21 protein-coding genes and 1 pseudogene are annotated in these 25,169 nt (G+C 60.9%); 7 read left to right on the top strand and 15 right to left on the bottom strand.

From position 1 onward, the window contains the following. Positions 1-226: 226 nt before the first annotated feature. Positions 227-505, bottom strand: a pseudogene (locus tag F2S13_RS15100) (thiolase C-terminal domain-containing protein); the annotation flags it as partial. 218 nt (positions 506-723) lie between these two features. Between F2S13_RS15100 and phaR the strand changes: the two are divergent. Next, the gene (phaR, locus tag F2S13_RS15095) at positions 724-1,257 is read left to right on the top strand and encodes a polyhydroxyalkanoate synthesis repressor PhaR (RefSeq protein ID WP_166362141.1); all 534 of its coding nucleotides are present in this window, start codon (positions 724-726) and stop codon (positions 1,255-1,257) included. A gap of 35 nt (positions 1,258-1,292) precedes the next feature. Here the strand turns inward: phaR and phaP are convergent, their stop codons facing one another. Both phaP and F2S13_RS15085 read right to left on the bottom strand, forming a co-directional pair. Continuing rightward, the gene (gene phaP, locus F2S13_RS15090; protein ID WP_166362140.1) at positions 1,293-1,883 is read right to left on the bottom strand and encodes a TIGR01841 family phasin; all 591 of its coding nucleotides are present in this window, start codon (positions 1,881-1,883) and stop codon (positions 1,293-1,295) included. A gap of 161 nt (positions 1,884-2,044) precedes the next feature. Then, positions 2,045-3,166 carry an AraC family transcriptional regulator ligand-binding domain-containing protein gene (locus F2S13_RS15085; protein WP_166362139.1) on the bottom strand — a complete coding sequence of 374 codons (1,122 nt, stop codon included), beginning with the start codon at positions 3,164-3,166 and terminating at the stop codon, positions 2,045-2,047. A 269-nt stretch (positions 3,167-3,435) separates the two neighbouring features. Between F2S13_RS15085 and phbB the strand changes: the two genes are divergently transcribed. From phbB to phaC, 3 genes are all read left to right on the top strand, one after another. After that, complete coding sequence (phbB, locus tag F2S13_RS15080; protein ID WP_166362138.1) at positions 3,436-4,182, top strand: acetoacetyl-CoA reductase; 747 nt, start codon at positions 3,436-3,438, stop codon at positions 4,180-4,182. A 67-nt stretch (positions 4,183-4,249) separates the two neighbouring features. Further along, entirely contained in the window at positions 4,250-5,428 is a 1,179-nt protein-coding gene (locus tag F2S13_RS15075) for an acetyl-CoA C-acetyltransferase (protein WP_166362137.1), read from the top strand. Positions 5,429-5,501: 73 nt separating this feature from the next. Then, complete coding sequence (gene phaC / locus F2S13_RS15070) at positions 5,502-7,205, top strand: class I poly(R)-hydroxyalkanoic acid synthase (protein WP_166362136.1); 1,704 nt, start codon at positions 5,502-5,504, stop codon at positions 7,203-7,205. A 174-nt stretch (positions 7,206-7,379) separates the two neighbouring features. Here phaC and F2S13_RS15065 read toward each other — a convergent pair whose 3' ends face one another. The 3 genes from F2S13_RS15065 to F2S13_RS15055 form a co-directional block, all read right to left on the bottom strand. Then, a complete protein-coding gene (locus F2S13_RS15065) occupies positions 7,380-8,075 on the bottom strand; it encodes a TetR/AcrR family transcriptional regulator (protein WP_166362134.1) in 696 nt (231 codons plus the stop codon). A gap of 87 nt (positions 8,076-8,162) precedes the next feature. Then, positions 8,163-8,600 (bottom strand): acyl-CoA thioesterase, encoded by a 438-nt coding sequence (locus tag F2S13_RS15060; protein ID WP_166362132.1) that lies wholly within the window; start codon positions 8,598-8,600, stop codon positions 8,163-8,165. Further along, positions 8,597-9,748: an iron-containing alcohol dehydrogenase gene (locus F2S13_RS15055; RefSeq protein WP_166362130.1), complete on the bottom strand. Its 1,152-nt coding sequence runs from the start codon at positions 9,746-9,748 to the stop codon at positions 8,597-8,599. The genes F2S13_RS15060 and F2S13_RS15055 overlap by 4 nt, the downstream gene beginning before the upstream one ends. Positions 9,749-10,115: 367 nt before the next feature. Here F2S13_RS15055 and F2S13_RS15050 point away from each other — a divergent pair, with 367 nt between their 5' ends. The 3 genes from F2S13_RS15050 (at position 10,116) to F2S13_RS15040 (ending at position 14,145) form a co-directional block, all read left to right on the top strand. Continuing rightward, positions 10,116-11,555: a phenylacetate--CoA ligase family protein gene (locus tag F2S13_RS15050; protein ID WP_166362128.1), complete on the top strand. Its 1,440-nt coding sequence runs from the start codon at positions 10,116-10,118 to the stop codon at positions 11,553-11,555. A 4-nt stretch (positions 11,556-11,559) separates the two neighbouring features. Beyond that, entirely contained in the window at positions 11,560-13,017 is a 1,458-nt protein-coding gene (locus F2S13_RS15045; protein ID WP_166362126.1) for an acyl-CoA reductase, read from the top strand. Positions 13,018-13,083: 66 nt separating this feature from the next. Beyond that, the gene (locus F2S13_RS15040) at positions 13,084-14,145 is read left to right on the top strand and encodes an NAD(P)-dependent alcohol dehydrogenase (protein ID WP_166362124.1); all 1,062 of its coding nucleotides are present in this window, start codon (positions 13,084-13,086) and stop codon (positions 14,143-14,145) included. A gap of 66 nt (positions 14,146-14,211) precedes the next feature. Here F2S13_RS15040 and F2S13_RS15035 read toward each other — a convergent pair whose 3' ends face one another. The 9 genes from F2S13_RS15035 to F2S13_RS14995 form a co-directional block, all read right to left on the bottom strand. After that, positions 14,212-14,991 (bottom strand): SDR family NAD(P)-dependent oxidoreductase, encoded by a 780-nt coding sequence (locus tag F2S13_RS15035; RefSeq protein ID WP_166362122.1) that lies wholly within the window; start codon positions 14,989-14,991, stop codon positions 14,212-14,214. Then, on the bottom strand, positions 14,988-16,163 hold the full coding sequence (locus F2S13_RS15030; RefSeq protein ID WP_166362120.1) for an acyl-CoA dehydrogenase family protein: 1,176 nt from the start codon (positions 16,161-16,163) through the stop codon (positions 14,988-14,990). The genes F2S13_RS15035 and F2S13_RS15030 overlap by 4 nt, the downstream gene beginning before the upstream one ends. Before the next feature lie 22 nt (positions 16,164-16,185). Next, positions 16,186-16,911: a histidine phosphatase family protein gene (locus F2S13_RS15025; protein WP_166362118.1), complete on the bottom strand. Its 726-nt coding sequence runs from the start codon at positions 16,909-16,911 to the stop codon at positions 16,186-16,188. Continuing rightward, positions 16,908-17,273: a DUF6285 domain-containing protein gene (locus tag F2S13_RS15020; RefSeq protein ID WP_166362116.1), complete on the bottom strand. Its 366-nt coding sequence runs from the start codon at positions 17,271-17,273 to the stop codon at positions 16,908-16,910. Before F2S13_RS15020 ends, F2S13_RS15025 begins: the two co-directional genes overlap by 4 nt. After that, the gene (locus F2S13_RS15015; protein WP_178119018.1) at positions 17,270-18,313 is read right to left on the bottom strand and encodes a phosphotransferase family protein; all 1,044 of its coding nucleotides are present in this window, start codon (positions 18,311-18,313) and stop codon (positions 17,270-17,272) included. The genes F2S13_RS15020 and F2S13_RS15015 overlap by 4 nt, the downstream gene beginning before the upstream one ends. Positions 18,314-18,327: 14 nt before the next feature. Next, positions 18,328-19,977: a fatty acid--CoA ligase gene (locus F2S13_RS15010; protein ID WP_166362112.1), complete on the bottom strand. Its 1,650-nt coding sequence runs from the start codon at positions 19,975-19,977 to the stop codon at positions 18,328-18,330. A gap of 40 nt (positions 19,978-20,017) precedes the next feature. Then, on the bottom strand, positions 20,018-22,549 hold the full coding sequence (locus F2S13_RS15005; protein WP_246237902.1) for an efflux RND transporter permease subunit: 2,532 nt from the start codon (positions 22,547-22,549) through the stop codon (positions 20,018-20,020). Positions 22,550-22,573: 24 nt separating this feature from the next. Continuing rightward, the gene (locus tag F2S13_RS15000; protein ID WP_166362110.1) at positions 22,574-23,647 is read right to left on the bottom strand and encodes a WD40/YVTN/BNR-like repeat-containing protein; all 1,074 of its coding nucleotides are present in this window, start codon (positions 23,645-23,647) and stop codon (positions 22,574-22,576) included. 156 nt (positions 23,648-23,803) lie between these two features. Beyond that, complete coding sequence (locus tag F2S13_RS14995) at positions 23,804-25,162, bottom strand: DUF1329 domain-containing protein (protein ID WP_166362108.1); 1,359 nt, start codon at positions 25,160-25,162, stop codon at positions 23,804-23,806. Positions 25,163-25,169 lie beyond the last annotated feature (7 nt).

Below are 25,169 nucleotides of genomic sequence, written 5' to 3'. Positions count from 1 at the left end.
TCTGTCAAGCGTTTATTTTGCGAAGTTTTCAGAATTTCTCGTTTAACTTCAAACACTTGGCTCGCTTCGATCGCTCGGTAGCGGGAGGCGAATTCTACAGCGTTACAAACTACTGTCAACAACTAATATGCGAAAATATGAGCGCCCCAACTTCCTGCTTATATATAAGCAGGAAGACACGCCAACGCTTTCGCCGGCGTGCGCATTCGGCAGCACAAGGTGCGGCTTATGTGGCCTTGCCATAAAGGGTGACCACACAGGCGCCCCCCAGCCCCAGGTTGTGTGCAATCGCCAATCGTGCACCTTCGACCTGACGCTGATCGGCACTGCCGCGCAGCTGATGAGTCAGCTCATAACACTGCGCAAGGCCCGTGGCCCCCAACGGATGGCCCTTGGAGAGCAGGCCGCCCGACGGGTTGATCACGATCCGGCCGCCATAGGTGTTGTCGCCGTCCATCACGAACTTCTCGGCACCACCCTCGGGGCGGAAACCCAGCGACTCGTAGCGAGTCTTGCCCGCGATTGGAAGGCGCAGCCTTCCCTTGCGATGTTCGGACTGAAATAGCAGGGGGCCGCTGCGCAGCCCATCATGGGCAAGCCCGTTCCTACAGATAGACCGAAGCCTCGATCAGATCATCTGCTGCATGAGGCGATGCATTGGCGTGACAGTGCTCAGAGTAGGATAAGATGGCCGCAAATAAGGCTTGCTGTGAGTAGCCCCGCATGACAGATAACAGTCGGAACACCACCCGTCTGATCAAGAAGTACCCGAACCGCCGTCTCTATGACACGCACACCAGCAGTCATTTGACCCTTGCGGACATTCGCCAGTTGGTCATCGATAAAATACCGTTCGAGGTGGTCGACGCCAAAACTGGCGAGAACCTGACCCGGAGTATTTTGCTGCAGGTCATTCTGGAAGCCGAAAGTGGCGGTGAGCCGATATTTTCCAGTGAGATGCTCATGGGCATCATCCAGTTCTACGGCCCCTACCAGAGCGTTCTTGGCAGCTACCTGGATAAAAGCATCCAGACGGTCATCGACATCCAGTCACAGACTGGCGCTCAGTCCTCTGAAGCCTGGAGCAAGTTCATGCACCAGCAGGCACCGGTCATGCAGGATTTGATGCGCCAGTACGTCGATCAGTCAAAAGCCCTTTACCTGAACACTCAGAACCTCTTCGGCCTGTTTGGCGGCATGCCACCGGGCAAGCCAGGCGACGGTGGCGGGCCAAAAAAAAATGGCGATGGGGAGTAAACCCATCGCCATCAGTGTAACTGTTTCAATGTTACTTACTTGTTACCGCTTGATGCCTTGCCTGCCTCTGGGGCGGCTTTCCCGGCTGCTGCGGTTGCAGTTGCTGCGGTTGCTGCAGTCGCTGCGTCAAAACCGCTCTGGGCAACATCAGCAGCCTGTTTTACGGCTTTCTGGGCGCTTTCGAAAACGCTGCCGGCATTGGCCAGCGTCGACTTGAACGCAGCCACCACAGGCTCGGCGCCAGCCGGTGCATTCTTGCTGATCACTTCAACGAATTCTTGCACCTGCTGGGTGCCCGCCTCGACCTGACGCGTGGCCAGTTTGGCGATTTCCGACTGGGTGCCGACAATCAGCGCTTGTACCTGGCGATTGTACTCAGCCAGGCGTTCGGCTTGCACATTGGGCTGGGTGAAAGATGCCTGGAGCTCGGCGAACCCTTGTGGGTCACGGACTGCCAGCAGCTTGCGAAAACCGTCGAACTGCTCCTCGGTGGAGGCCTGCAGCGTCTTGAACTGCAATTGGGTGAGCTGTTCAACGCTGGCGAAGATTTTGCCGCTGATTTGCTGCAGCAGGTCCAGGTTGGCTTTCTGAGCGTCTTGCAATTTTTCCGAGTTGAAAAAAGACATGCTTGAATCTCCTGATTCTGAAAGGCCGGCACGGGCCCGAGGACGCGATAGCGATCCTGCCGGTCATCGCGTTAGCCTTGATATTGCAGTGCACAAATTCGTTTGGCAAGAATTTTTTGTGCGCTGCACAAAAAGCTTTATCTTCCCGCAACCCTTAGCTATTACCGGTGTATCCGATCAGCGAAGGTGCTGGCGTATCCTCCAATCCTTTGATCTGTGCGCAGACCGACGGAGTGCATGAGTCGCACCGGCACGGTTTCCTCGACCGCAATCAAAGACTCGTCGGCCCGATATTGACCGGGCGACATTCCAAACCAGCGGGTGCATGCCTTGTGGAAGCTGCTGTGATCATGAAAGCCGAGCAGATAGGTCACATGCTTCATGTTGAAATGAGAATGGCGCAAATAGAAGTCAGCCAACTGCCGGCGCACATCATTGAGAACATCCTTGAACTGCGTGCCGTCCTTCTCAAGGGCGCGTTGCAGCGTTCGCTTGCTGATGCTCAGTGCCGCTGCAATGGATTCCATGTCACATTGCCCTTGCCCCTGGCTCAAGCGCTCGGTAATCAGCGCGCGAATCCTGCCGACAAAAGCGAAACCGGGCAGCAGGTCCAACTGAGCCTCGGCAAAACTGTCATGGAGTGTGGCCAACGCCTCGTTGGCCATGGTCAAGGGACGCAGAAGCTCCTGGCCATCGAACAGGATGCTGTCATAGGCAGCTCCAAATCGCAGCGGACAGCCAAATAGCCGCTGATGCTCGGACGTGTCTTCAGGTTCGGGATAGGTGAACTCCACACACAACGGTTGCGGCGAGTTGTCACCCGCCAGCCAACGGCAGAAACCCAGCAGAGCAGCCAGTCCCGCATCCGAATATTGCCGGGGCTTGAACGAACCACGTTGCTCATGATCGAGCGCGGCAAGACGGTAATTCTGCTGCTCCGGGACAAAGAACAGGCTGCATCCGGTACTGATCAAAGGGCTGAAACGAACCAGACGTTCGAGCGCCCTTTTCAGATTCGAACTGGACATCATCGTGTAGCCCACGATCTGGAAACTGCCAGGATGGAACTTCCCGTAGGCCTTCAGCCCGATGTCCGGATCATCCGAGACCTGGGCGGCCAGCGCCCACAAACGATAGATAACGCTTCGCTCGCAGAATACGCCCGGTTTATTCACGAGCGTGACATCAAGTCCAGCCTCCTCGCACAGACCGGCAAAATCCAGTCCTTGAGCCAAAAGCGTATTCGCCAGCACGCTGGCATAACCTGAACTCATGCAATACATAGCGTCCTCAATGACCTATGGAACCGAACATCCTGTCTGGCGCCAATTCTGACCTGCCCTGAACATATTTCAACTATGTTTCATGCATATTACTAATCCATTCAGTTTTAAGAATTGATCCAGGTCCAGGTACTCCTCATTTCTTGCCAACAGGCCAAAACGACCGCGTGGCACCGTTGGACACCAAACAGTCACCTACCAACACTTCCGCACGGCCCGTCGATGTCGAACAATCGCCTCTCCTGCAGCGCAAAAAAGGAAGTAGAAGTATGGAGTCGCGTAGTCGTATTGCGGTGGTAACAGGTGGCATGGGTGGCATTGGTACAGCGATCAGCCAGCGTCTGTACAAGGATGGATTCAAGGTGGTCGTGGTCTGCAGCGCCAATTCCAGCCGCAAGAATGACTGGCTGGTGCTCCAACAGGAGGCGGGTTATCAGTTCGAGTGCGTCGAAACCGATATCACCGACTGGGAATCGACCCGCCAGACCTTCGAACTGGTGCGCGAACACTTCGGCCCGATCGATGTGCTGGTCAACAACGCCGGCATCACTCGCGATGCCTCCTTCCGCAAGCTCACCCCGCAAGACTGGAACACCGTGATCGGGACCAACCTGACCGGCTTGTTCAACACCACCAAGCAGGTCATCGAAGGCATGCTGTCCAAGGGTTGGGGGCGGATCATCAACATCTCTTCGATCAACGGCCAGCGCGGCCAGTTCGGTCAGACAAACTACTCCGCCGCCAAGGCCGGCATCCATGGTTTCACCATGGCACTGGCCCGGGAAGTCTCCGGCAAGGGCGTCACAGTCAATACCGTTTCTCCTGGCTACATCCAGACCTCCATGACGGCGGCAATCCGCCCGGACATTCTCGAAGGCATGATCGCGGCAACACCGGTAGGTCGCCTTGGCCAACCCGAAGAGATCGCCTCGATCGTGGCCTGGCTGGCCTCCGATGAGTCCGCCTACAGCACCGGTGCCGACTTCTCGGTAAACGGCGGCATGAACATGCAGTAACGCACCAACCAGGGCATTCATGCCCTGGTTTGTTCGACGAGTCTTGTCATTTTCAATGAGGTCACGCATGAACGAAGTCGTAATCGTTGCCGCTACTCGTACCGCCATTGGCAGTTTCCAGGGTGCCTTGTCTGCAATTCCCGCGACCGAATTGGGTGCCGCTGTGATTCGCGGCCTGCTGGAGCAGACAGGTATCGATGCTGCGCAAATTGATGAAGTGATCCTCGGCCAGGTACTCACTGCCGGCGCTGGGCAAAACCCGGCACGCCAGACAGCGATCAAGGCCGGCTTGCCACACACCACGCCTGCCCTGACCCTGAACAAGGTCTGCGGCTCCGGTCTCAAGGCGGTCCATCTCGCCGTCCAGGCTATCCGTTGCGGCGACGCGGAACTGGTGATCGCCGGCGGTCAGGAAAACATGAGCCTGGCCCCCTATGTTCTGCCCAAGGCACGCACCGGTCTGCGCATGGGCCATGCACAACTGCAGGACAGCATGATCCAGGATGGCCTCTGGGACGCCTTCCACGACTACCACATGGGTATCACCGCCGAGAATCTGGCGCAGAAATACGAGATCTCTCGTGAAGCCCAGGATGCCTTCTCTGCCGCCTCGCAACAGAAGGCCGCAGCGGCCATCGAGGGCGGGCGTTTCCACAGCGAAATCACCCCGATCCTGATTCCCCAGCGCAAGGGCGAACCGCTGGCCTTCGACACCGACGAACAGCCGCGTATCGACAGCACCGCGCAAGCCCTGGCGAAACTCAAACCAGCATTCCAGAAAGACGGCAGCGTGACCGCCGGCAACGCCTCGACCCTCAATGATGGTGCTGCCGTGCTGTTGCTGGCCAGCGCTGCCAAGGCACAAGCGCTGGGCCTGCCGGTATTGGCACGCATCAAGGCCTATGCCAGCGCCGGTGTGGACCCGTCGATCATGGGCATCGGCCCGGTCCCGGCGACCCGCCAGACCCTGCAAAAGGCCGGCTGGAGCATCGAGGACCTGGACCTGATCGAAGCCAATGAAGCCTTCGCCGCCCAGTCGCTGGCGGTTGGCAAAGAGTTGGGTTGGGACACCAGCAAAGTCAACGTCAACGGCGGCGCGATCGCCCTTGGCCATCCGATCGGCGCTTCAGGGGCTCGGATCCTGGTGTCGCTGGTGCACGAACTGATCCGCCGCGACGGCAAAAAGGGTCTGGCCACCTTGTGCATCGGTGGCGGACAAGGCGTAGGCCTGGCCATCGAGCGCTGATCAACGGCATCCAATAGCGAATGGGCGGACCTGGCCCCCTGGTCCGCGCATCACATTGGCGTCAAGGAATTTTATGGACAATAACGCGCATACATTCAAAACCTATTGGTCTGGCCAGGTTCCGTTCATCGCGTCCTTCGCCGTGCAGCAATTGCGCCTCTGGGTCAGCACCAACCCCTGGTTTTCCGGGCAGGATCATGCCGCCTGGTTCGAGCTGCCTCGCGAAACCCTGGACAGCCTCCAAGCGGACTATCAGCTTCAATGGGGCCAACTCGGCATGCAGCTGCTGACCGGGCAGCCCTTCAGCTTCGACGATCGACGTTTCGCCAGCGGCAACTGGAGCGCGCCACTGTTCGGCTCCGTCGCTGCGTTTTACCTGCTCAATTCCAACTTTCTCCTGAAGCTGCTCGACAAGCTGCTGATCAAGGAAAAGAAACCGCGCGAACGCCTGCGCTATCTGGTGGAGCAAGCCATTGCCGCCAGTGCGCCAAGCAATTTTCTGGTCAGCAACCCTGATGCGCTCAAGCGTGCGGTCGAGACTCAAGGTGCCAGCCTGCTCACAGGTATGGCGCATCTGGCCAGCGACATGAACGAAGGCAAATTGCGCCAGTGCGACAAGGGTGACTTCAAGGTTGGCGTCGACCTGGCCAACACCCCTGGCGAAGTGGTCTTCGAGAACAAGCTCTTCCAGCTCATTCAGTACTATCCGCAAAGCGAAACCCAGTACCGACACCCGGTTTTCGTCGTACCGCCGTCGATCAACAAGTACTACATCCTTGATCTGCGCCCGGAAAACTCGATGATCCGCCACCTGCTGGAACAGGGACATCCCGTCTTCCTGATGTCCTGGCGCAACTTTGATCAGGAGCACGCCGGCACGACCTGGGATGACCTGATCGAGCACGGGGTGATCGACGCGCTGCAAGTGACCCGCGAGATCAGCGATGAGCAACGACTCAATTGCGTGGGCTTCTGCATCGGCGGCACCCTGTTGAGCACGGCCCTGGCAGTGCTTGCTGCACGCGGCGACCGAGAGATCGCCAGCGTCAGCCTGTTGACCACGTTCCTTGATTACCTGGATACCGGTCCTATCGACATATTTGTCGACGAAGAACTGGTGGCCTATCGAGAGCGCACCATCGGCGGCAAGAATGGTCCCATCGGCCTGTTCCGTGGCGAGGACATGGGCAATACCTTTTCCCTGCTGCGCCCGAACGATCTGTGGTGGAACTACAACGTCGACAAATACCTCAAGGGGCAGAAGCCGATTCCGCTTGATCTGCTGTTCTGGAACAACGACAGCACCAACCTGCCGGGGCCGATGTACTGCTTCTACCTGCGCCACACCTATTTGCAGAATGATCTGAAGTCCGGGGAACTGGAGTGCTGTGGCGTCAAGGTCGATCTGCGAGCCATCGATGCGCCGGCCTATCTACTGGCCACCCATGATGATCATATCGTGCCCTGGAAGAGCGCCTACGCCAGCACTGCACTGCTGTCGGGCCCCAAGCGCTTTGTTCTGGGCGCTTCCGGGCACATTGCCGGCGTCATCAATCCACCGGCCAAGCAGAAGCGTCATTACTGGACCAACAATCGGGTCACGAAAAACCCGGAGACCTGGTTCAAGAATGCCGAGGAGAATCCCGGCAGCTGGTGGAATGACTGGTTCAACTGGCTGGCCGGACACTCCGGTGAGCGCCTACCAGCCGTTGCGCAGATCGGCAGTGACAAATACCAGCCTCTGGAGCCGGCGCCAGGCAGTTATGTCAAGCAATGAATGACCGCTGTGGGCTGTGAAGGACTCAGCCCGCCAGGAAGGACATCCCCTCCTCGTTCCCACGCGCAGCAAAGGAATGCATCCTGAGACGCGCCGCAAAGCGCTCTTGAAGGTCGACGCAGAGCGTCTGGCACGGCATTCCCACGCAGAGCGTGGGAACGAGATAGGGAGGATTCACCCCCTGGCCGGGCTCGGGTCAGTCAACAGCGCGTGCAGCATGCGCGCAAGCGACTCGGCCGTGTCCTCGTCAGCGAGGTAGCCCGGTCTTTCCAGCAGGATTGCCCGCGGTAGCGCCGTCAATGTCTGATAGACCAGAAACTCGGCCTTTTCCCGGTTCTTCATCTGGATTTCACTGGCGAAGCGCTTCATCAAGGCCGAGCTCGCCGTGGCGGTCCAGAGCTGCTTGGCCTTGACCACATCCAGTCGCACCAGTTCGTCATAATGAGTGGAACGCACGCTGAACGCCGGATCGAGCAGGGTTTTCTTGTGGTGGCTGGCCAGCACGGCCCGCAAGGCCAGTAAAATGCCGTCGAACAGGGTGGCCCCAGGCGCCAGCGTCATGATGCCGGCGTACAGTTCGGTGCGGGCTTCGTCCCGGTAATCATCAAAAACCGCAGCGATCAACGCCTCCATCGTCGGGAAGTACTCATAGATCGAACTGACCCCCACGCCCGCGTAAGCGGCCAGGTGCGCGGTGTTCAAGGCTTCCCGGCCTTCGTTGTCGATAATCTGTCGAGCCGCTTGCTTCAGGGCCGTGACCAGCGCGATCGAGCGCGCCTGGCGCGGTGCCTTGCGTGGCTGGGCAGGAATTTCGACCTGGAGCACGCTGACGTCCGCGGCGTCCGTCCTGTCACGGGTTGATTTGCTCATTTGCACAGTCTCCAGGAGTACAGACTGCTGCCACGGCGGCAGGTTCGCCGGGTGGCAGCAAGCTGGAGTATGCCCGAGCCGCGTCACTTAGTCAGTGATACGCGTGAGCACCGTGCGTATCGAATCCGGGATGGGCACCGATCGGTTGCTGGCCCGGTCGACATACACATAGATGATATGGGCCGCTGCGGCTGCTTCGTGTTCATCGTTGCGAAACAGTGCCACCTCATATCGCGCGCTGCTGTCGCCCAGCCGGGAAATTTTCATTCCGACAGTGATCTCGTCCGGGAAGACGATGGGCGAAAAGTAAGTGCAACCGGAATTGACGATTAACCCGATCACCGGACTGCTGGCAATGTCGAGGGTGCCCTGTTCGACCAGAAAGGCGGTGATTGCCGACTCACAGTACGAGTAGTAGACCACATTGTTCACATGCCCATAGGAGTCATGGTCACCCCAACGCGTCGGCATCCGGGTGAAGCGACGAAACGCTTCACGGCGCGGTCGATCGATCTTGTTGCTCATAGGATCTCCCGGTAGATCGAGCGCACGTCTGCCAGGTCGAGTGGCCGAGGATTGTTACCGAGCAGGCGCGATTGCTTCATGGCATCGGCAGCCAGCGCGTCGATATCGGACTCGGAGATGCCCAGATCGCGCAAGCAGGTTGGCAGATGAAGCTCACCGGCCAGGGCGCCGAGGTAGTCAGCCAGGGCCGCGGCTTTCTCTGTGTCGTTGCCACTGATGCCAGGCAGGACGATGTCAGCCAACTGCGCATACAAGGGCGCCACCGTCTCGAGGTTCAAGCGCATCACCGGCCCCAGCACCAGCGCATTGGAGAGCCCGTGTGGAATGTGAAAGCGCGCGCCGAGCGGATAGGCCAGGGCATGCACTGCCGCGACCGGCGCGTTGGCGAAGGCCATGCCCGCAAGGCAGGCACCGAGCAACATGTTTTCCCGTGCCGCCAGGTTGGTGCCGTCCTGGCAGGCCTGGAACAGGTTGGCCGACAGCAGCCGCAGCGCCTCACGCGCCAGGCAATCGGAAATCGGGTTCTTCAGGTGTCTGGTGGTATAGGCCTCGATGGCGTGCACCATGGCATCGATCCCGGTCGCCGCGGTGACATGAGCCGGCAGGCCCAGGGTCAGCTCGGCATCCAGCACGGCCACGTCGGGCAGCAGCAGTGGCGAGATGACCACATTCTTCTCACCGGAACCCGTGGTCACGACCGAGACCGCCGTCACTTCCGAGCCGGTCCCCGCCGTCGTCGATACCAGAATCAGCGGCAAGCGCGGGCCCTTGGCCTGATGGGTGCCGTAGACCTCCGCCAGGGACTCGCCACTGCGCGCCAACAGCGCCGCAAGCTTGGCGGCATCCAGGGAACTACCGCCGCCCAGCCCCACCACGCAATCGGCGCCACAGGCTTTGGCGACATAGGCCGCGGCCATGATCACGGACTCTGGCGGGTCAGCCTGTACCTGGGAAAACACAGTAACGGCTATCCCGGCTTCCTCAAGTCCGGTGAGTACCGCATCCAGTAGCCGAGCGGCAATAACTCCGGGATCGGTCACCAGCAAAACCGATGCACAGCCCATGGCTTTGACGTGGACGGCCAGCCGGGTTGAAGCGCCAGGTTCGATGACCATCGATGGGGTGGTCTGAAATACCATTTTCAGCATGAAAGCCTCACGAATAGTTGTGTTGCGCTGACTTTTCTTGGCAATTGCACAGCACAGGCGCCAACCGCAAACCGCTCGGAAAATGGCGTTGGCCGGCAGTGCTCTCCCCTCTGAAATCGAGCGAGGGAGCCCGAGTATATGTCCGCAAAACCACCGCAATGGTCTCAAATCGGGGCTCCGGCCGCGGATCCGGAAAGTCCGCCAAACCGCCCTCGTCCAACTGATATTTTTCGTTATTTTTCAGCTATTTAGCGATCACGACGCTTCACTCCAATCCGGAAGATATTCCGAGATCGCATCCCCATACTCGAAAAACACCTGTCCCCGGCCCTCGCCGGTTTCCACTAGTCGAGTAGCGAGCCAGAAAATGCCCACTGCACAACTGTCGATAGAACAAAAAACCCAGCAGCTGCTGAACAACCCGGCAGAATTGGCCAATTATTCCCAACAGGCCTGGGACCTGCTGCCCCGCGCCGAAATCGACGCGCTACAGCTATGCGCCCTGAAGCAGCGTTTCGCAGAACTTCGCGAGCGGATACCGGTGCTCAAAAAGCTCGCCGACGGCGAAGGCGTGGCGTGCGTCGAGCACGTTGAAGACGTGGTGCCTCTGCTGTTCGAACACACCGTGTACAAGTCCTACCCACCCTCGTTGCTGGAAAAGCGCAGCTTCGGCCAGATCAACAAATGGCTGGGCAAACTGGTGACGCCGGAGGTTGCCGAAGCCATCGCGGCAGCCAACGTCAGCGATTGCCAAGGCCTGGACGACTGGTTCGAGACCATGGACGAGGCCGTACCACAGCTACGCATCAGTCACACCTCGGGCACTTCCGGAACCCTGTCATTCCTGCCCCAGGCCGTACGTGAATGGGAAAAATTCGCTCAACTGCGCAAGATGATGGTATGGAACATGGAGGGGCCGGACACCCCACAGCCCGACTTGCACACGATTTACCCGTACTACCGCAAGGGCTACCTGAGCCATGTGCGCGTCCACGCCGCCATGATTCCAGCGCTGTTGCCGGACGAATCGCATTTCCATGCGGCCTACCCGACCACGCTCAGCACCGACGTGCTCCATCTGGGCGCCAAGCTGCGCGCGGCACAGTCCAAGGGCACCCTCGATCGCCTGGAGATCAGCCCGGAACTGCTGGCCAAGAAGAAGGCTTTCGACCAGTTGCAGGCCGACATGCCGCAGCACCTGGCGGCTTTCTTCGATCATATGTCCACCGAGCTCAAGGGCAAGCGCGTGTACATCGGCGCGACCTGGAACCTCCTGCACAGCATGGCCAAGGCTGGCCTGGAGCGCGGTCTGGAAGGTGTTTTCCACCCTGACTCGTACATCCACACCGCCGGTGGCGGCAAGGGTGTCGTACAGCCCGAGGGCTGGCGCGACGACGTGCTGCGCTTCACCGGTGCCCGGACCCTTCACGAGTCCTACGCCATGTCCGAAATCGTCGGCGGCGCCCATGCGCGCTGCGAACAGGGCCATTTCCACTTCGCCCCCACCGTCATCCCCTACCTGCTCGATCCAGAAACCAGCAAGCCGCTACCGCGCGAAGGCCGTGTGACCGGCCGCGCAGCCTTCTTCGACCTGGGTGCGGAAATCCGTTGGGGCGGCTTTATCACCGGCGATGAAATCACCGTCGAGTGGGACAAGCCTTGCGCCTGCGGCCGTCCCAGCCGCTACGTGGTCGGGCCGATCCAGCGTTACAGCGAACTGAATGGCGGCGACGACAAGATCACCTGTGCGGCAACAGAAGACTCCCATCGCCAGGCGATGGATTTCCTGAACACATTAGAGGGCTAACCCCATGAGCAAACCTATTGCGCCAATGATCATTCGCGGCAACGTCATCACCGACAACCTGATCGACGTAGGCGGCCGTGGCGGCGATCTGGTCTTCCAGACCCCGGATGCGCACAAATACATCGACCAGCTGCCGCTGGGTAACCCGGCCAGGCTGGCCGACCTGTATACGCTCACCTTCAATGACATCCTCGACTACGCCGAAGCCCTCGGTGAACGCCTGGAATTCAACAGCAACCCCTACCTGCAGGAAGCCTGCGAGCTGTCCTACCTGACTGCGCCGGTCACCCCGACCATGGTCAAGGGCAGCTACATGGGATTGCGCCAGATGCTCACCCGTGAGTCCGTCACCGAACAGGTGGAGAATTCAGTGGGCGTCAAGTACCTGGAAGGCTGGGTCAGGCAACGCTTGATCGACGGCACCGAACTGGATGTGCGCTGCTTCGGCGCGCGCACCCTGCATATCGTCGCCGGCAACGCGACCGGTCTGTCCCTGCTGACCATCCTGCGCAACATGGTGCTGCGCAGCGATGCAATCATCAAGGCGCCGTCCAACGACCCGTTCACGGCCCTGGCCATCGCCCGCACCATGGTCGACATGGCACCGGACCACCCGCTCACCAAGCACCTCAGCGTCGCCTACTGGAAAGGCGGCGACCAGGCCTTCGAAGAACGCCTGTACCAGCCGCAGAACCTTGAGAAGATCGTGGCATGGGGCGGATTCGCTTCGATGAAGCATGTCACCCGCTACATCCAGCCGGGTCTGGAGCTGATCTCCCTGGACCCGAAACGCAGCGCCAGCATCATCGGCAAGGGCACCTTCGCCAGTGAAGCGACCATGCGCGAGGCCGCTGTGCGCCTGGCCAGCGACATCGGCGCGCTGAACCAGAAGGCCTGCGTCTGCGCCCGGGTGGTCTACGTGCAGAGCGGCACCGACGAAGCCGGCCTGGCGCAGTTGAACACCCTGGGCCGTTATGTCTACGACGCCATGCAGACCCTGCCCAACACCCTCAGTACCGTGCCCAAACGCTACGACCAGACCCTGAAGGCCGAAGTCGACGCGCTGCGCCTGGATGATGAATGGTACAAGGTGATTGGCGGCAAGGACGGCGAAGGCGCAGTCATCTGCTCGCAGATTCCGGAGTCGGTGTCCTTTGCCACCCGGCTCGACGACCGCACCGCCAACCTGGTGCCGGTCGATGACCTGACCGAGATGATGGATGCGGTGGATGCCTACACCCAGACCGTCGGCGTCTACCCGGAAAGCGTGAAGGACGAACTCAAGGACATCCTGCCCCTTTATGGCGCCCAGCGAATCGTCTCGCTGGGCTATGCGGCAGGGCTTAAATGGGCGGGTCCGCAGGACTCCATCGAGCCGCTGCGTCGCATGGGCAAGTGGATCGTCAACCAGATCGCCTCGCCGGAAACGACCCCGGCGCCCTGGCTGCGTCCGTCGATCTAACCCTCTGCACCCGGTACCCCGGAACCTGTCGGGGTACTTGTAGTCCATCATCAGGATTTTATACCCATGACCACTTGCCTGGGATTTGCCGCACACGAGGCCCACGCCGCCCTCACCCCGATTCGTTTCGAACGCCGGGCCTTGCGCGCCGACGACGTCGCCATCGATATCGCCTATTGCGGTGTCTGCCATTCGGACGCCCATCAGGTAAACAACGACTGGAACAACACTGTCTACCCCATCGTGCCCGGCCACGAGATCGTCGGGCATGTCACTGCCGTCGGCAGTGATGTCACCCGTTTCAAGGTTGGCGACCGGGTCGCCGTCGGTTGCCAGGTCGATAGCTGCCTGCAGTGCGCACCCTGCTCGGAGCATCAGGAGCAGTTGTGCATCCATGGCCCGACGACCACCTACAACGGCAAGGATCGTCAGACCGGCGAGATCACCTATGGCGGATATTCCGAGCATATTGTGGTCCGCGAACAGTTCGTTCTGCGCATGCCCGTAAACCTCGACCCGCGTTACGCCGCACCTTTGCTCTGCGCCGGCATCACCGTATGGAACCCGATGCGCCGTTACGGCGTGGGCAAGGGATCGAAAGTCGCGGTGGTCGGCCTGGGCGGACTCGGCCATATGGCCGTAAAACTCGCCACCGCCCTTGGCGCCGAAGTCACGGTCATAACCACCTCACCGGGCAAGGCTGACGACGCCCGCACCCTTGGCGCCAACCACGTGCTGCTGTCCAACGATTCGGCGGCAATGCAGGCGGCGGCCAACGCGTTCGAATTCATCATCGATACCATTCCCAGCCGGCACAACGTCAACCCTTACCTGATGCTGCTGGGACGCGAGGGCGTGCTGGTGCTGGTCGGTGCCATCGAACCGCTGGAGCCCATCCATGGTGGCTTGCTGATACGCAATAACCGCACCCTGGCCGGCTCGCTCGTGGGTGGCATTCAGGCGATCCAGGAGCTGCTGGATTTCTGCGCCGAACACCAGGTACTGCCCAGTTGCGAAATGATTGATATCAAGGACATCAACACCGCCTTTGAGCGCCTGCAGCGTAATGACGTGAAGTACCGCTTCGTCATCGACATGACCACCTTGCGTGACGTAGCGCTGTTGTAGGAGCGAGCTTGCTCGCGATGGCACTTTCCAAAACGCAATCGCGAGCAGCCGTGATCAACAATCAATTCAAAGCGAGCTGCACAAATGCCCCGCATCCACGACGATCTCACTGCCCGTCATGCCGCGACTGGCATCGGAGGCGAGCAGAAGCAACGCACCGTCGAGATCGGCAGGTGTGCAGAAACGTCGGGTGGGAATTCGGGCGCGCAACTTTTCGCCCGCCTCACTGGCCAGGAAGTCGCTATTGAGCTCAGTCATCACATAGCCGGGCGCAATGGCGTTGACCCTGATCTGGTGACGCGCCAATTCCAGGGCCAGGGAGCGGGTCAACTGGCTCAGACCTGCCTTGGCCGCCACATAGGGCGTCAGGGTGCCTGCAACGCGACTGGCCAGAATGGATGTCACATTGATCAAGCTACCGCCACGCTGCGCCTCGACCATCCGCCGGGCGACTTCTTGCGCAACGATCCAGGCACCCTTGAGATTGGTATCGAGGACTCGATCCCAATCATCATCGGCGTACTCCAGCACGTTGCGACTGTCGCTGACGCCCGCGTTGTTCACCAGGATATCCAGGGGGCCAAACGCCTCGGCCATCCGCGCCAGGCAGTTGTTGACCGATGCCCGGTCGGTCACGTCCAGGGCAAAGGCATGGGCGCGCCCGCCCTCGCCTTGGATTTCTTCGACCAGGGTCTGCAGCTGTTCGACACGTCGCGCCGCAACCGCCACCTCGGCGCCCGCCGCCGCCAGCGTGCGGGCGAAATGGCGGCCAAGCCCACTGGAGGCACCGGTGACCAGGGCACGACGGCCACCAAGATCGAAAAGCTGAGTGATAGCAGGTTTCATCGGGAAATTTCCTTGTGTCCGTCGAGGATCTTTTTCGCCAGGCTCATGCGATGCACCTCGCTTGGGCCGTCGTAAATGCGGAATGGGCGGATGTCGCGGAAGATGCGCTCGACCACGGTTTCCCCTGTCACACCGCGTCCACCCAGGATCTGTACGCAGCGATCGACCACGTGCCACAAGGCTTCGGCACTCAGTACCTTGGTCATGCTCGACTCGACATTGCCCCGACCGCCTTCGTCCAGTACCCAAGCGCAATGCCAGATGGCCAGACGGGTGCTGTGCAGCGCCATCTGGTTGTCCGCCAGCATGAAGCCAACGCCCTGGTGGTCACCCAGTCGTTTGCCAAACGAATCACGGGTTCGCGCATAGTCGCAGGCGATATCGTGGGCACGGCGGGCAGCGCCCAGCCAACGCATGCAGTGGGTCAGTCTCGCGGGCGCCAGGCGTACTTGCGCGTAGCGCATGCCCTTGCCGATCTCGCCCAGTACATCGGTGGCCGGAATCCGCAGGTTTTCGAAACGCAGTATTGAATGGCCGCCGGCAAAGCAGCTGTCCAGGGTGTCGAGTTGCCGCTCGTGGATAATCCCGGGCGTGTTCATGTCCGCCAGGAACATGGTCGCCGAGCCGTCTTCCATGCGCGCCATAATGATCGCGAACCCGGCACCGTCGGCCCCGGTGATCAGCCATTTACGGCCATTGATGACATAGTGGTCGCCGTCACGCACGGCGACGGTCTTCAGCATCGACGGGTCGGAGCCCGCACCCGGCGCAGGCTCGGTCATGGCAAAGCAGGAGCGGATCTGGCCATTGACCAGAGGACGCAGCCAGCGATCTTTCTGGGCATCGCTGGCCACTTCGTCCATCAAGTGAATATTGCCCTCGTCCGGGGCATGGATGTTCAGCGCAATCGGGCCCAGCGGTGAATAGCCGGCCTCCTCGAAGACGATGGCCTTGGCGAAGTGGCTGAGGCCCGCGCCCCCCATTTCGCAACTGGCGTGCGGGCACAACAGACCGGCCCGCCGGGCTTTGTCCTGCAACGCTTGACGCAAGCCTTCGCTGGGGCCGTGCGACGTGAGCCCTCCAGCGGTTTCCATGGGGATCACCTGCTCGGCGATAAACGCGCGAGTCTTGTCGCGCAGGTCCAGCAATGGTTGGGGAATCGTGAAGTTCATGGCGTTCCTTGATTCTGTTCGACTAGGTTCGTTGCTCGCAAACAGGCGCGAGCTGTGCGTGTATGCGTTCCATCACGGTCTGTCGCTGGCCGACCTTGGCGAGGTCATAAGGCGTCAGGTTCACGGCCCGGACGAAGCGCCGCAGGATGCGTCCCGCCTGCATGTCGACATCGATGATGTTCAGGCAGGCGTTGTCCTGCTCCAGGTTGGCGGCGCAACCCCGCGCGCCTCCCAGGGCCCAGCCCAGCAACAGGCGATTGACCGCGTCATGACTGACCAACAGCAGGCTCTGCCAGTCGGGCTCGGCAAGGAGCGCCTCGAAGCGCGCCATGATCCGGCTGTCGAAATCGCTCCAGCGCTCCCCGCCCATGAAGCTGCCGGCGTGATGGCCGAAGCTGTCATAGGCGTAGCAGACCCGCTGTTCCAGTTCGTCGGGCGGAATCTCACGCAGACGCCCGGCGCGGACTTCGCGCAACTGCGCACTGGTTTCCAGCTCGACACTGTGATCACCCAGCAACAACTCGGCGGTCTGCCGGGCTCGCGGATAATCGGAGCACAGCGCACGATCGAAACCGACTGACGCCAGTACCTCGGCCAACTGCCGAACCTGATCTTCGCCCTGGACGGAAAGCGGCACAGTGCGCGGATCCAGGGGCTGGCCAGTGGCCGAGAAATAATCCACATGACCATGTCGTACCAGGTAGCAACGACGACGATAGACTGGCGGCAACACCGCTTGCCTGGTCATTGGGCCAGCACCTTCGGGTTGCTGATGGACAGCCACGCCCGGGTAATGGTCGAGAGTGCCGAGAACAGACGCTCCTGGTCGCTCCCGGCACTATCGAAGCAGCCTTGGCGAATAGCGCTGCAAAGGGCCTGACGGGCGTCAGTCAGTGCTGGCCCGGCCTCTCCTCGCAACGACTCGAGTACAAGCGCTTCGATTGCATCCGCACGCTCGCCGTCACGGCACTCACGACCGGCAATGGCCATGGCATTGGCGACCATCAGCGCCTGGTAGCGCAGGCTGTCGGGTAGCTGCGGCAGCAATTCGTCGAGCAGGGTCTGACGAGCGATCTCCAGCAATTCACTTGCATCGGGACGGATATTCATCGACGCAATCCTCCGGTCAAACGCAGTATGTCCAGCTCCAGTTCAGGGATCAGCCTTCCCGTCAGTGCCAGTTCCAGCGAAGGCTCCTCTCCGGACAAGTGACGCTGGGCTTGCTGCAGGGCAATGACCGCCCAACGCAAGGTGGCCATGACCTGCCAGAAGGTCAGTTCGTCGCGCTCGATACTGAGCGGTGAAACCGCTGTGTAGCCGCCCATGAAGTGTTCCAGCGTACCGATACCGCCGGCCTCCAGGTCAGGCCGGGCGAAGCGCCAGCAACGGGCGGTGAACCAGCCGATGTCTTCACGCGGATCGCCCCAGCCGGTGAACTCCCAATCCAGTACCGCCTGCAGCCTGCCGGACTCGGCCAGGTAATTGCCGGTGCGGAAGTCACCATGGAGCAAACTCGGCGCTGCACGCTTCGGCGCGTTTGACTCACACCAGCGCAACCCCCACTCCAACACTGGCTGATGCACCCCGAGACGGTCGATCACGGCGCGGTGGGCGTCGATCGAGGCTTGTACCGATGCCTGTTGCGGGTCGCCAAGGAAATCCAGCCGGGCCTGGGCAGGCAGGATGCGGTGAATTCGCGCCAGGTTGGCGCCCAGGTCGGCCACCAACTGCGGATCGCCTTCAGCCCCCAGCTGGCTGGTGAGCCTGTGACCCGCGGTGATACCCGCCACCCACTCCATGATGAAAAACGCTCGCCCGTGAACCGAGGTGTCTTCGCACAACCAGAGTGGCCGCGGCACCCTGACGCCGGCCTGGTGAACCCTGGTCAGTACTGCGAACTCCTGTGCGCGGCTCAGGCTCTCCTGGACTGCCGATTGCGCGTCGCTGCGCAGGACCCAGCGCTGGCGGCCAGCATGCGGGCCGCCTTCCACGCACACGTCCAGCAACCAGTTTTCCTGGATGGCACCGCCAGACAGCAGCTTCTGATGTTCGACGGTGACCCGCTGCGCGCCAGCCTGGACGCAAAGAAAATCTTCGAGCCTGGTATTTTTCAACTGCCTTTCGGCCGGCGGCACGGTCACCGCGGCCATGTTCGAACCACTCATTATTCAATGCACCTCTCACTTTCCCGGATCAATTTCTTGTTGATCTTTCCGACACTGGTTTTAGGGATCTCGGCGACGAACCTGAACTGCTTGGGGATGGCCCATTTGTTGATCCGGCCAAGCTCCACAAACTGTTGCAGGTGGGCTTCCAGCATCTGTGTATCGACGTGTTTGCCCGGCTCGCACACCACCAGGGCCATGGGCCGTTCACCCCATTGCTCATCCGCAATGCCGACCACCGCGACGGACGTGACCAATGAGTGCTCGCTGATCAGGTTCTCCAGATCCAGCGAGCTGATCCACTCCCCGCCCGTCTTGATCACATCCTTGATCCGATCCTTGATTTCCACCCTGCCCTGGGGGTCGATGGAAGCCAGGTCTCCGGTGTGCAGCCAACCGCTGTGCCAGAGCTCAGCGCCCTTTTCAGGCTCCTTCAAATAACCTTGGGTCAACCAGGGGGCCCGCACGACGATCTCGCCCAGTGACTCACCATCGTGAGCAACGCTATTGCCGCTGGCATCCATGATTTTCAGATCGACCATCGGCACGGGCATGCCGGTCTTGATTCGATTGACCAACTGCGCTTGTGTGGTCTGTTCGAGCTCCTCCCCACGCAGGTAAGACGAGCAAAGCATCGGGCAGGATTCGGACATGCCGTACCCGCTGTGCACGCGAATGCCTCTGGCGCTCGCCTGGCTGGCGAAACCCAGGGTCAGGGCGCTGCCCCCCAGGAGCATTTTCCAGCCATCGAAGCGGGTCTGCGCGGCTTCGTCGCAGCCCAGGATCATTTGCAGAATGGTGGGCACGCAATGGGAAAACGTGACCTTCTCTTCACGAAAAAGCCTGACCAGGCGATTGGGCTCGTAACGACCGGGGTACACCTGCTTGATGCCCATCAGGGTCGCGACATAGGGCACGCCCCAGGCATGCACGTGGAACATCGGGGTGATCGGCATGTACACGTCGTCGGAACGTAACAGCGGCAAGCTTTGATAGACGCCCATGGCACCCACGGCGTTCAAGGTATGCAGCACCAACTGACGATGAGTGAAGTACACCCCTTTAGGGTTCCCGGTGGTCCCGGTGGTGTAGAAAATCGTCGCCACCGAGTTCTCGTCGAAGTCCGGGAAGTCGAACTGGCATGGCGCCTGCGCCAGCAGGCTTTCATATTCGCCCAGCACCGGCAGCCCGGTCGGTTTCGCGTCGTCGTCGCTGAGCTGGATGAAGCCTTTGACGGACGTCAGCTCACCCTGGATCTGCTCGAGCAAGGGTAGAAAATCATCATGCACCAGCACCAGGTCATCCTCGGCGTGGTTCATGGTGTAGAGCACCTGCTCCGGGGACAGCCTGATATTGACCGTGTGCAACACCGCGCCAATCATCGGCACTGCAAAGAAGCACTCCAGGTAACGGTGGCTGTCCCAGTCGAGCATCGCCACCGTATCCCCAGCCTTGACGCCGGCCGCCGCCAGGGCATTGGCCAGCCTGTGGATCCGCTCGATCAGGGTCTTGTAGCTGTAACGCAACTTGTCGGCATAGACGATCTCCTGTCCGGGCTGGTATCGCACCCCCGACAGCAGCAAGCTCTTGATCAACAGTGGGTAGGTGTATGCGCCTTGCGCCGGTGGAATTATTTTTGTCTTCACCATGGTTGCAGTTCCTGAAGCTGAAATTTGAGACAAGAGTTGGCTATTCGGTCGTGGTGAGGGCATGGCGCCTGTCGGCCGCACTGACTGGCACCGGCGGTGCCTGTACCACCGGCTCATCGAACGCCCCACGACGGGTCAGCGAGGTACGGGGCAGGAGGAAATACGACAGCGCCGGAATCAGGATCAGGGCGCCGAGCATGTTCCACAGGAACATGAAGGTCAGCAGGATGCCCATGTCGGCCTGGAACTTGATCGGCGACCACACCCAGCACACCACGCCAGCCGCCAGGGTAATGCCCACCAGACCGACCACCCGGCCGGTAAAGGCCACCGCCTTGCGGTAGGCATCGGCCAGCGACAGGCCCTGGCGCTGGTGATGCAACTGCACGCTGAGCAGGTACAGCGCATAATCCACACCAATGCCCACGCCCAGGGCGATCACCGGCAGCGTCGCGACCTTTACGCCGATACCCATGGCCACCATCAACGCCTCGCAGAGGATTGAGGTCAGCACCAGCGGCAGCAAGGCCACCAGCGTGGCGCGCCAGCTACGGAAGGTGATCAGGCAGAACAACGTCACCGCCGCGTAGACGTACAGCAGCATGGTGCGATTGGCTTCGCGCACGACGATGTTGGTCGCTGCCTCGATGCCGGCAGTACCGGCGGCCAGCAGGAACTGGCGATCGGCTGTGCTGTTGTCCCTGGCAAACTTGTCGGCAATGGCCACCACGGCGTCCAGGGTCTCGGCCTTGTGGTCCTTGAGGTAGGCGATCACCGGCATCACCGAGCAGTCGTTGTTGAACAGCTCCGGGGAGTTGACCGAGGCTTGCTGGGCGGCATAGTTCAGCACGTCCTGGTTGCGCTGGATGCTGTTGAGCTTGGGGTTGCCTTCGAAGGAGCCGGCGGTGATCTGGCGTACCGCGTTGACCAACGACGACGTTGCCTGCACGCCCGGGTACTGCTGCAGCTCCCAGGCCAGGCGGTCGGCCAGGATCAGTGTCTGGTAATTCAGGCAACCTTCGGCCGGGGTCTTGATCATCACCGCGAACAGGTCGCTGGACAGCGCGTAGTGGCTGGTGATGTAGGCGTTATCGCGGTTGTAGCGCGAGTCGGCGCGCAGCTCCGGAGCCCCGCTGTCGAGGTCGCCGATTTTCAGTTGCAGGCTGACCACAAAGCCGCCAATACCCATCAGCGTCGCCACCAGTACCGCGCCGGTTGCCCACTTGCCGGTGGTGAAGCGATCGAGCAGGTCCCACAGCTTGCCGAAACCGCGGTGCTCGGCGGCCCGGGTGTCGATCTTCAAGGCACGCTCGGCAGCCTTGGCACCGACGCCGATATAGGACAGCGCCACTGGCATCAGCAGCAGCGAGGTGAAAATCAACACGGCCACACCGATACTGGCGGTAATGGCCAGGTCCTGGATCACCGGGATGTCGATCAGCATCAGTACCGCGAAGCCGACGGCATCGGCCAGCAGCGCGGTGACACCGGCGATAAACAGGCGGCGGAAGGTGTAGCGCGCGGCGATCAGCTTGTGCGTGCCACGGGCTATGTCCTGCATGATGCCGTTCATCTTTTGCGCCGCATGGGACACACCGATGGCGAAGATCAGGAACGGTACCAGGATCGAGTACGGGTCCAGGGCATAGCCAAGCCAGGCGACGATGCCCAGTTGCCAGATCACCGCAATCAGCGAACAGCCCACCACCAGCAGGGTGCTGCGCACACAGCGGGTGTAGAGGTAGATGATGACCAGCGAGGTAGCCACAGCCAGGCCGAAGAACATCATCACCTGGATCAGGCCGTCGATGAGGTCGCCCATCAACTTGGCAAAGCCGATCACGCGCACCTTGTACTTTCCCGTGCCCTCCTCTCCCGCCTGGCGCGCCGCGCTATCGCCGGCGAACTCGATCTTGTCGCGCAGCTGCTCTTCGAGTACCCGCGAGAACTGGTGGTAGTTGATGCCAAGGCCCGTGGCCGAGGCCTTGTCCAGCAGCGGCACGATCAACATGGTCGATTTGAAATCGCTGGCCACCAGGTTGCCGACAATCCCGGCGCGGTTGATGTTCTGGCGCAGCTGTTCGATGTCCTTCGGCGAGCCCTGATAGGTATCGGGCATTACCGGGCCACCCTGAAAGCCCTCCTCGGTGACTTCGGTCCAGCGCACTGCCGGGCTCCACAGGGATTTCATCCAGGCACGGTCAACGCCCTCGACCAGAAACAGTTGGTCGTTGACCTGCTTGAGTACCTCCAGGTAACCGGGGTCAAAAATATCGCCCTGGGTGTTCTCGACCACCACCCGCACCGAATTGCCCAGGCCGCGCAGCGACTTGCGATTCTCCAGGAAATTCTGGATGTAGGGCTGGCTCTGCGGAATCATCTTCTCGAAGCTGGGGCGCAGTTCCAGGCGGGTCGCAGCCATATAGCCCAGCACCAGGGTGGCCAGCGTCATGAGCAGCATGAACAGCGGACGCTGGTTGAACACCCATCGCTCCAGGCGGTTGCCGGAGCATCGATCGAAGTCACGCAGGTCGCGGATCACCGGCATGGTGTCTTGTTTGATATTGCCCATGGCAGGGGTTACTCGCTCTGATTTTTATTCAATGGACAATGTGTGGACGCCACGGCTGCCAACCACCACCAGCGAGCCGTCGGCAGCCAGCGCGGCGCCGACGGCAGGTGCGGGATTGTGTTGCGCCAGTAACTTCAGGCTTGCCCCACCTTCCTGGCTGACCAGCCGGTGTCCGGCCTGGGAGAACAGGCGGTAACGGCCGTGGCCATCGACGACCGCAGCCGTGATGTTGACCTGCAGACCGGTTTGCAGCGGGCTCCAGCGGGAGCCGCCATCGGTGCTGCGCAATACATGCCCGCGCAGGCCGTAGGCCAGGACTTCGCCCGGCTTGCCCACCACGCCGAAGTAGCTGCCGTGGTAAGGCGTCTGCACGGCACTGAAACGTTCCAGAGTGGTGTCCCACTTGAGCAGCAGGCCCTGTTCGCCAGCGATGTACAGCGCATCACCGGTCGAGGCGATGGCATTGAGGTGGAAGCCTTGCGGGTTGTCGGTGCGATCCTGAAATGGCGTCCAGCTCTGTCCACCATCCTCGGTACGCAGGATCAGGTTGAACACGCCGACCACATAGCCAAGCCTGTCGTTGGCGAACCACACATCGAGCAAAGGCTTGTCGGCGCCCTGCTCGACCAGACGCTGACCTTCGGCAACCAGCAGTGGCCATTGCTCGTTGGCCGGCTCGGCCCTGGCCAGATCCCCATAGTGCTTGACCAGCAAGGCACCGATCTGGCGACCGTCGAGCTGTTTGTGCCAAGTCACGCCGGCATCGCTGCTGTGCAGCACGACACCGTCGTTGCCAACCGCCCAGCCCTGCCTGGCGGAAGGAAAAAACACCGCATTCAGGTCACTGCTGAGCGGAACATTGGCCTGCAACCAGTGCTTGCCAGCGTCATCGGAATACAGAATATGGCCACGCTGGCCGACAGCGACCAGGCGCTCACCCACACGAGCGATGCCGAGCAACGGGCTACGCACGGCCAATGCACTCGGCTTGGCCGGCAGGTCCAGCACATCAACGAAATCTGCCGCCTGAGCGAAACCCTGCAGCAGCGCCAGCATCGAGCACAACAGCGCCAGCACCAACTTTTTCAACGAACCCATACCGCACCTTCCAGGAAAACGACGCCGCCAGGCACACGAGGTACAGCACGGCGTCGGAGTCGGTAACCCAGGACGAACGACGCTCAGGCCGCTCATCCTCCAGTCACTCTGCCGGGGCACCACAACCGATCGCCCCGGACCTTGGTCGCCTGCTGTCTAGCGGATACCGGATCCCGCCAGGGCATCCGGTGCCCACTGCGCCTTCGACAGTGGCTCGCCGTACTTGATGCCGCCGTACGGGCCGGTGATGCCATTGATGTTGTAGGAGCCGCCCACCAGGTCGTAGATCATGAACGCCGAGGTGTCGGGGATCTTTTTGTCATAGCTCTGGCTGAGGAAGGCGAAGGAGCCACGATAGAGGTTACCGGCCGAGTCATATTGGTCAGAGGCCAGAGCGACCCAGCTGTCTTCATCCAGATAGAAGCGACGCTTCTGGTAGATGTGCCGCGCACCGGGTTTGACAGTGCCCTCCACCACCCAGACGCGGTGCTTCTCCCAGCGCACATAGTCGGAGGCGAGGTGATTGGGCGTGGTCAGCGGCTTGGTGTCCCGGGCGTAGGTCAGCTTGTAGGTGTTGTAGGGCACGATCATTTCCTGCTTGCCCACCAGCTTCCAGTCGAAGCGGTCCAGCGCGCCATTGAAGACGAATACATCATCGTAAGTACCGGCGCCGGCGGTACCTGGGTTAGGCGTGTCGTAGGCCAGGTCCGGCGCCAGCTTCACTCGACGCTGGCCTGGCAGGTACTGCCAGCTGCGGCGTGGCTGTGCCAATGGGTTGGCCGTATCCTTGAGCATGATCGCCTCGCCCGCACGGCGCGCGGGAGCGGTGTAATACACCTTCAACTGAAAGAACACGTCAGTGCTGTTGAACGGCTTTGACATGTCGTCGTAGAACGGATAACTCGCGAACGACTGAGCCGTGGTAGACAGCGCCGGCACACCCGCCGCATCGACGTTCCAGGAGTCATACTTGACGGTGCGATTGGTCCCCAGGTAGCGCAGCAGATGGTTCCACATGGCCTCGCTGCCGGAAGTCGGGATCGGAAACGGCACGCCGGGCAGCGCATTCTCGATGGCCACGCCACCGTCGAGCGACCTGGCACCGGTGGCATTCTTCACGCTGTTGTCCAGCACGGCCTGAGGCACGATCACCGTCCGGTGGGTCGGATAAACATTGACGTGGTAACTGGGGTAACGCCTGACCAACTCTGCTGTGGTAGCCGTCAACAGGCCCTTGTACTGGTCGAGGTTCTTGCCATCGATGACCAACAGCGGCTTCTCGTCGGCAAAGGGGTCCGGACGGATGCCGTCGCCTTCCTTGAAACTGGCTGGCGGCGTTGTCAGCCCGCCGTTGTAGGGCGGAATCGAACCATCGGCATTGCCCGCCATCTCGGCGCCCACACGGGTCAGGCTGGTGCCCAGCTTTGCGGCTTCCTGGGCCGATACGGCCGCCTGGGCCGGTCCGACAATGGCAACCGCGAGGGAGGCTGCCAGCACGCTTTTCAGGAATCTCATCTGAATT

It is taken from the genome of Pseudomonas akapageensis (assembly GCF_011355085.1).
GTDB lineage: Bacteria > Pseudomonadota > Gammaproteobacteria > Pseudomonadales > Pseudomonadaceae > Aquipseudomonas > Aquipseudomonas akapageensis.
The sequence above is the reverse complement of the archived record's forward strand: the minus strand, read 5'-3'. Positions and strand labels throughout refer to the sequence as shown.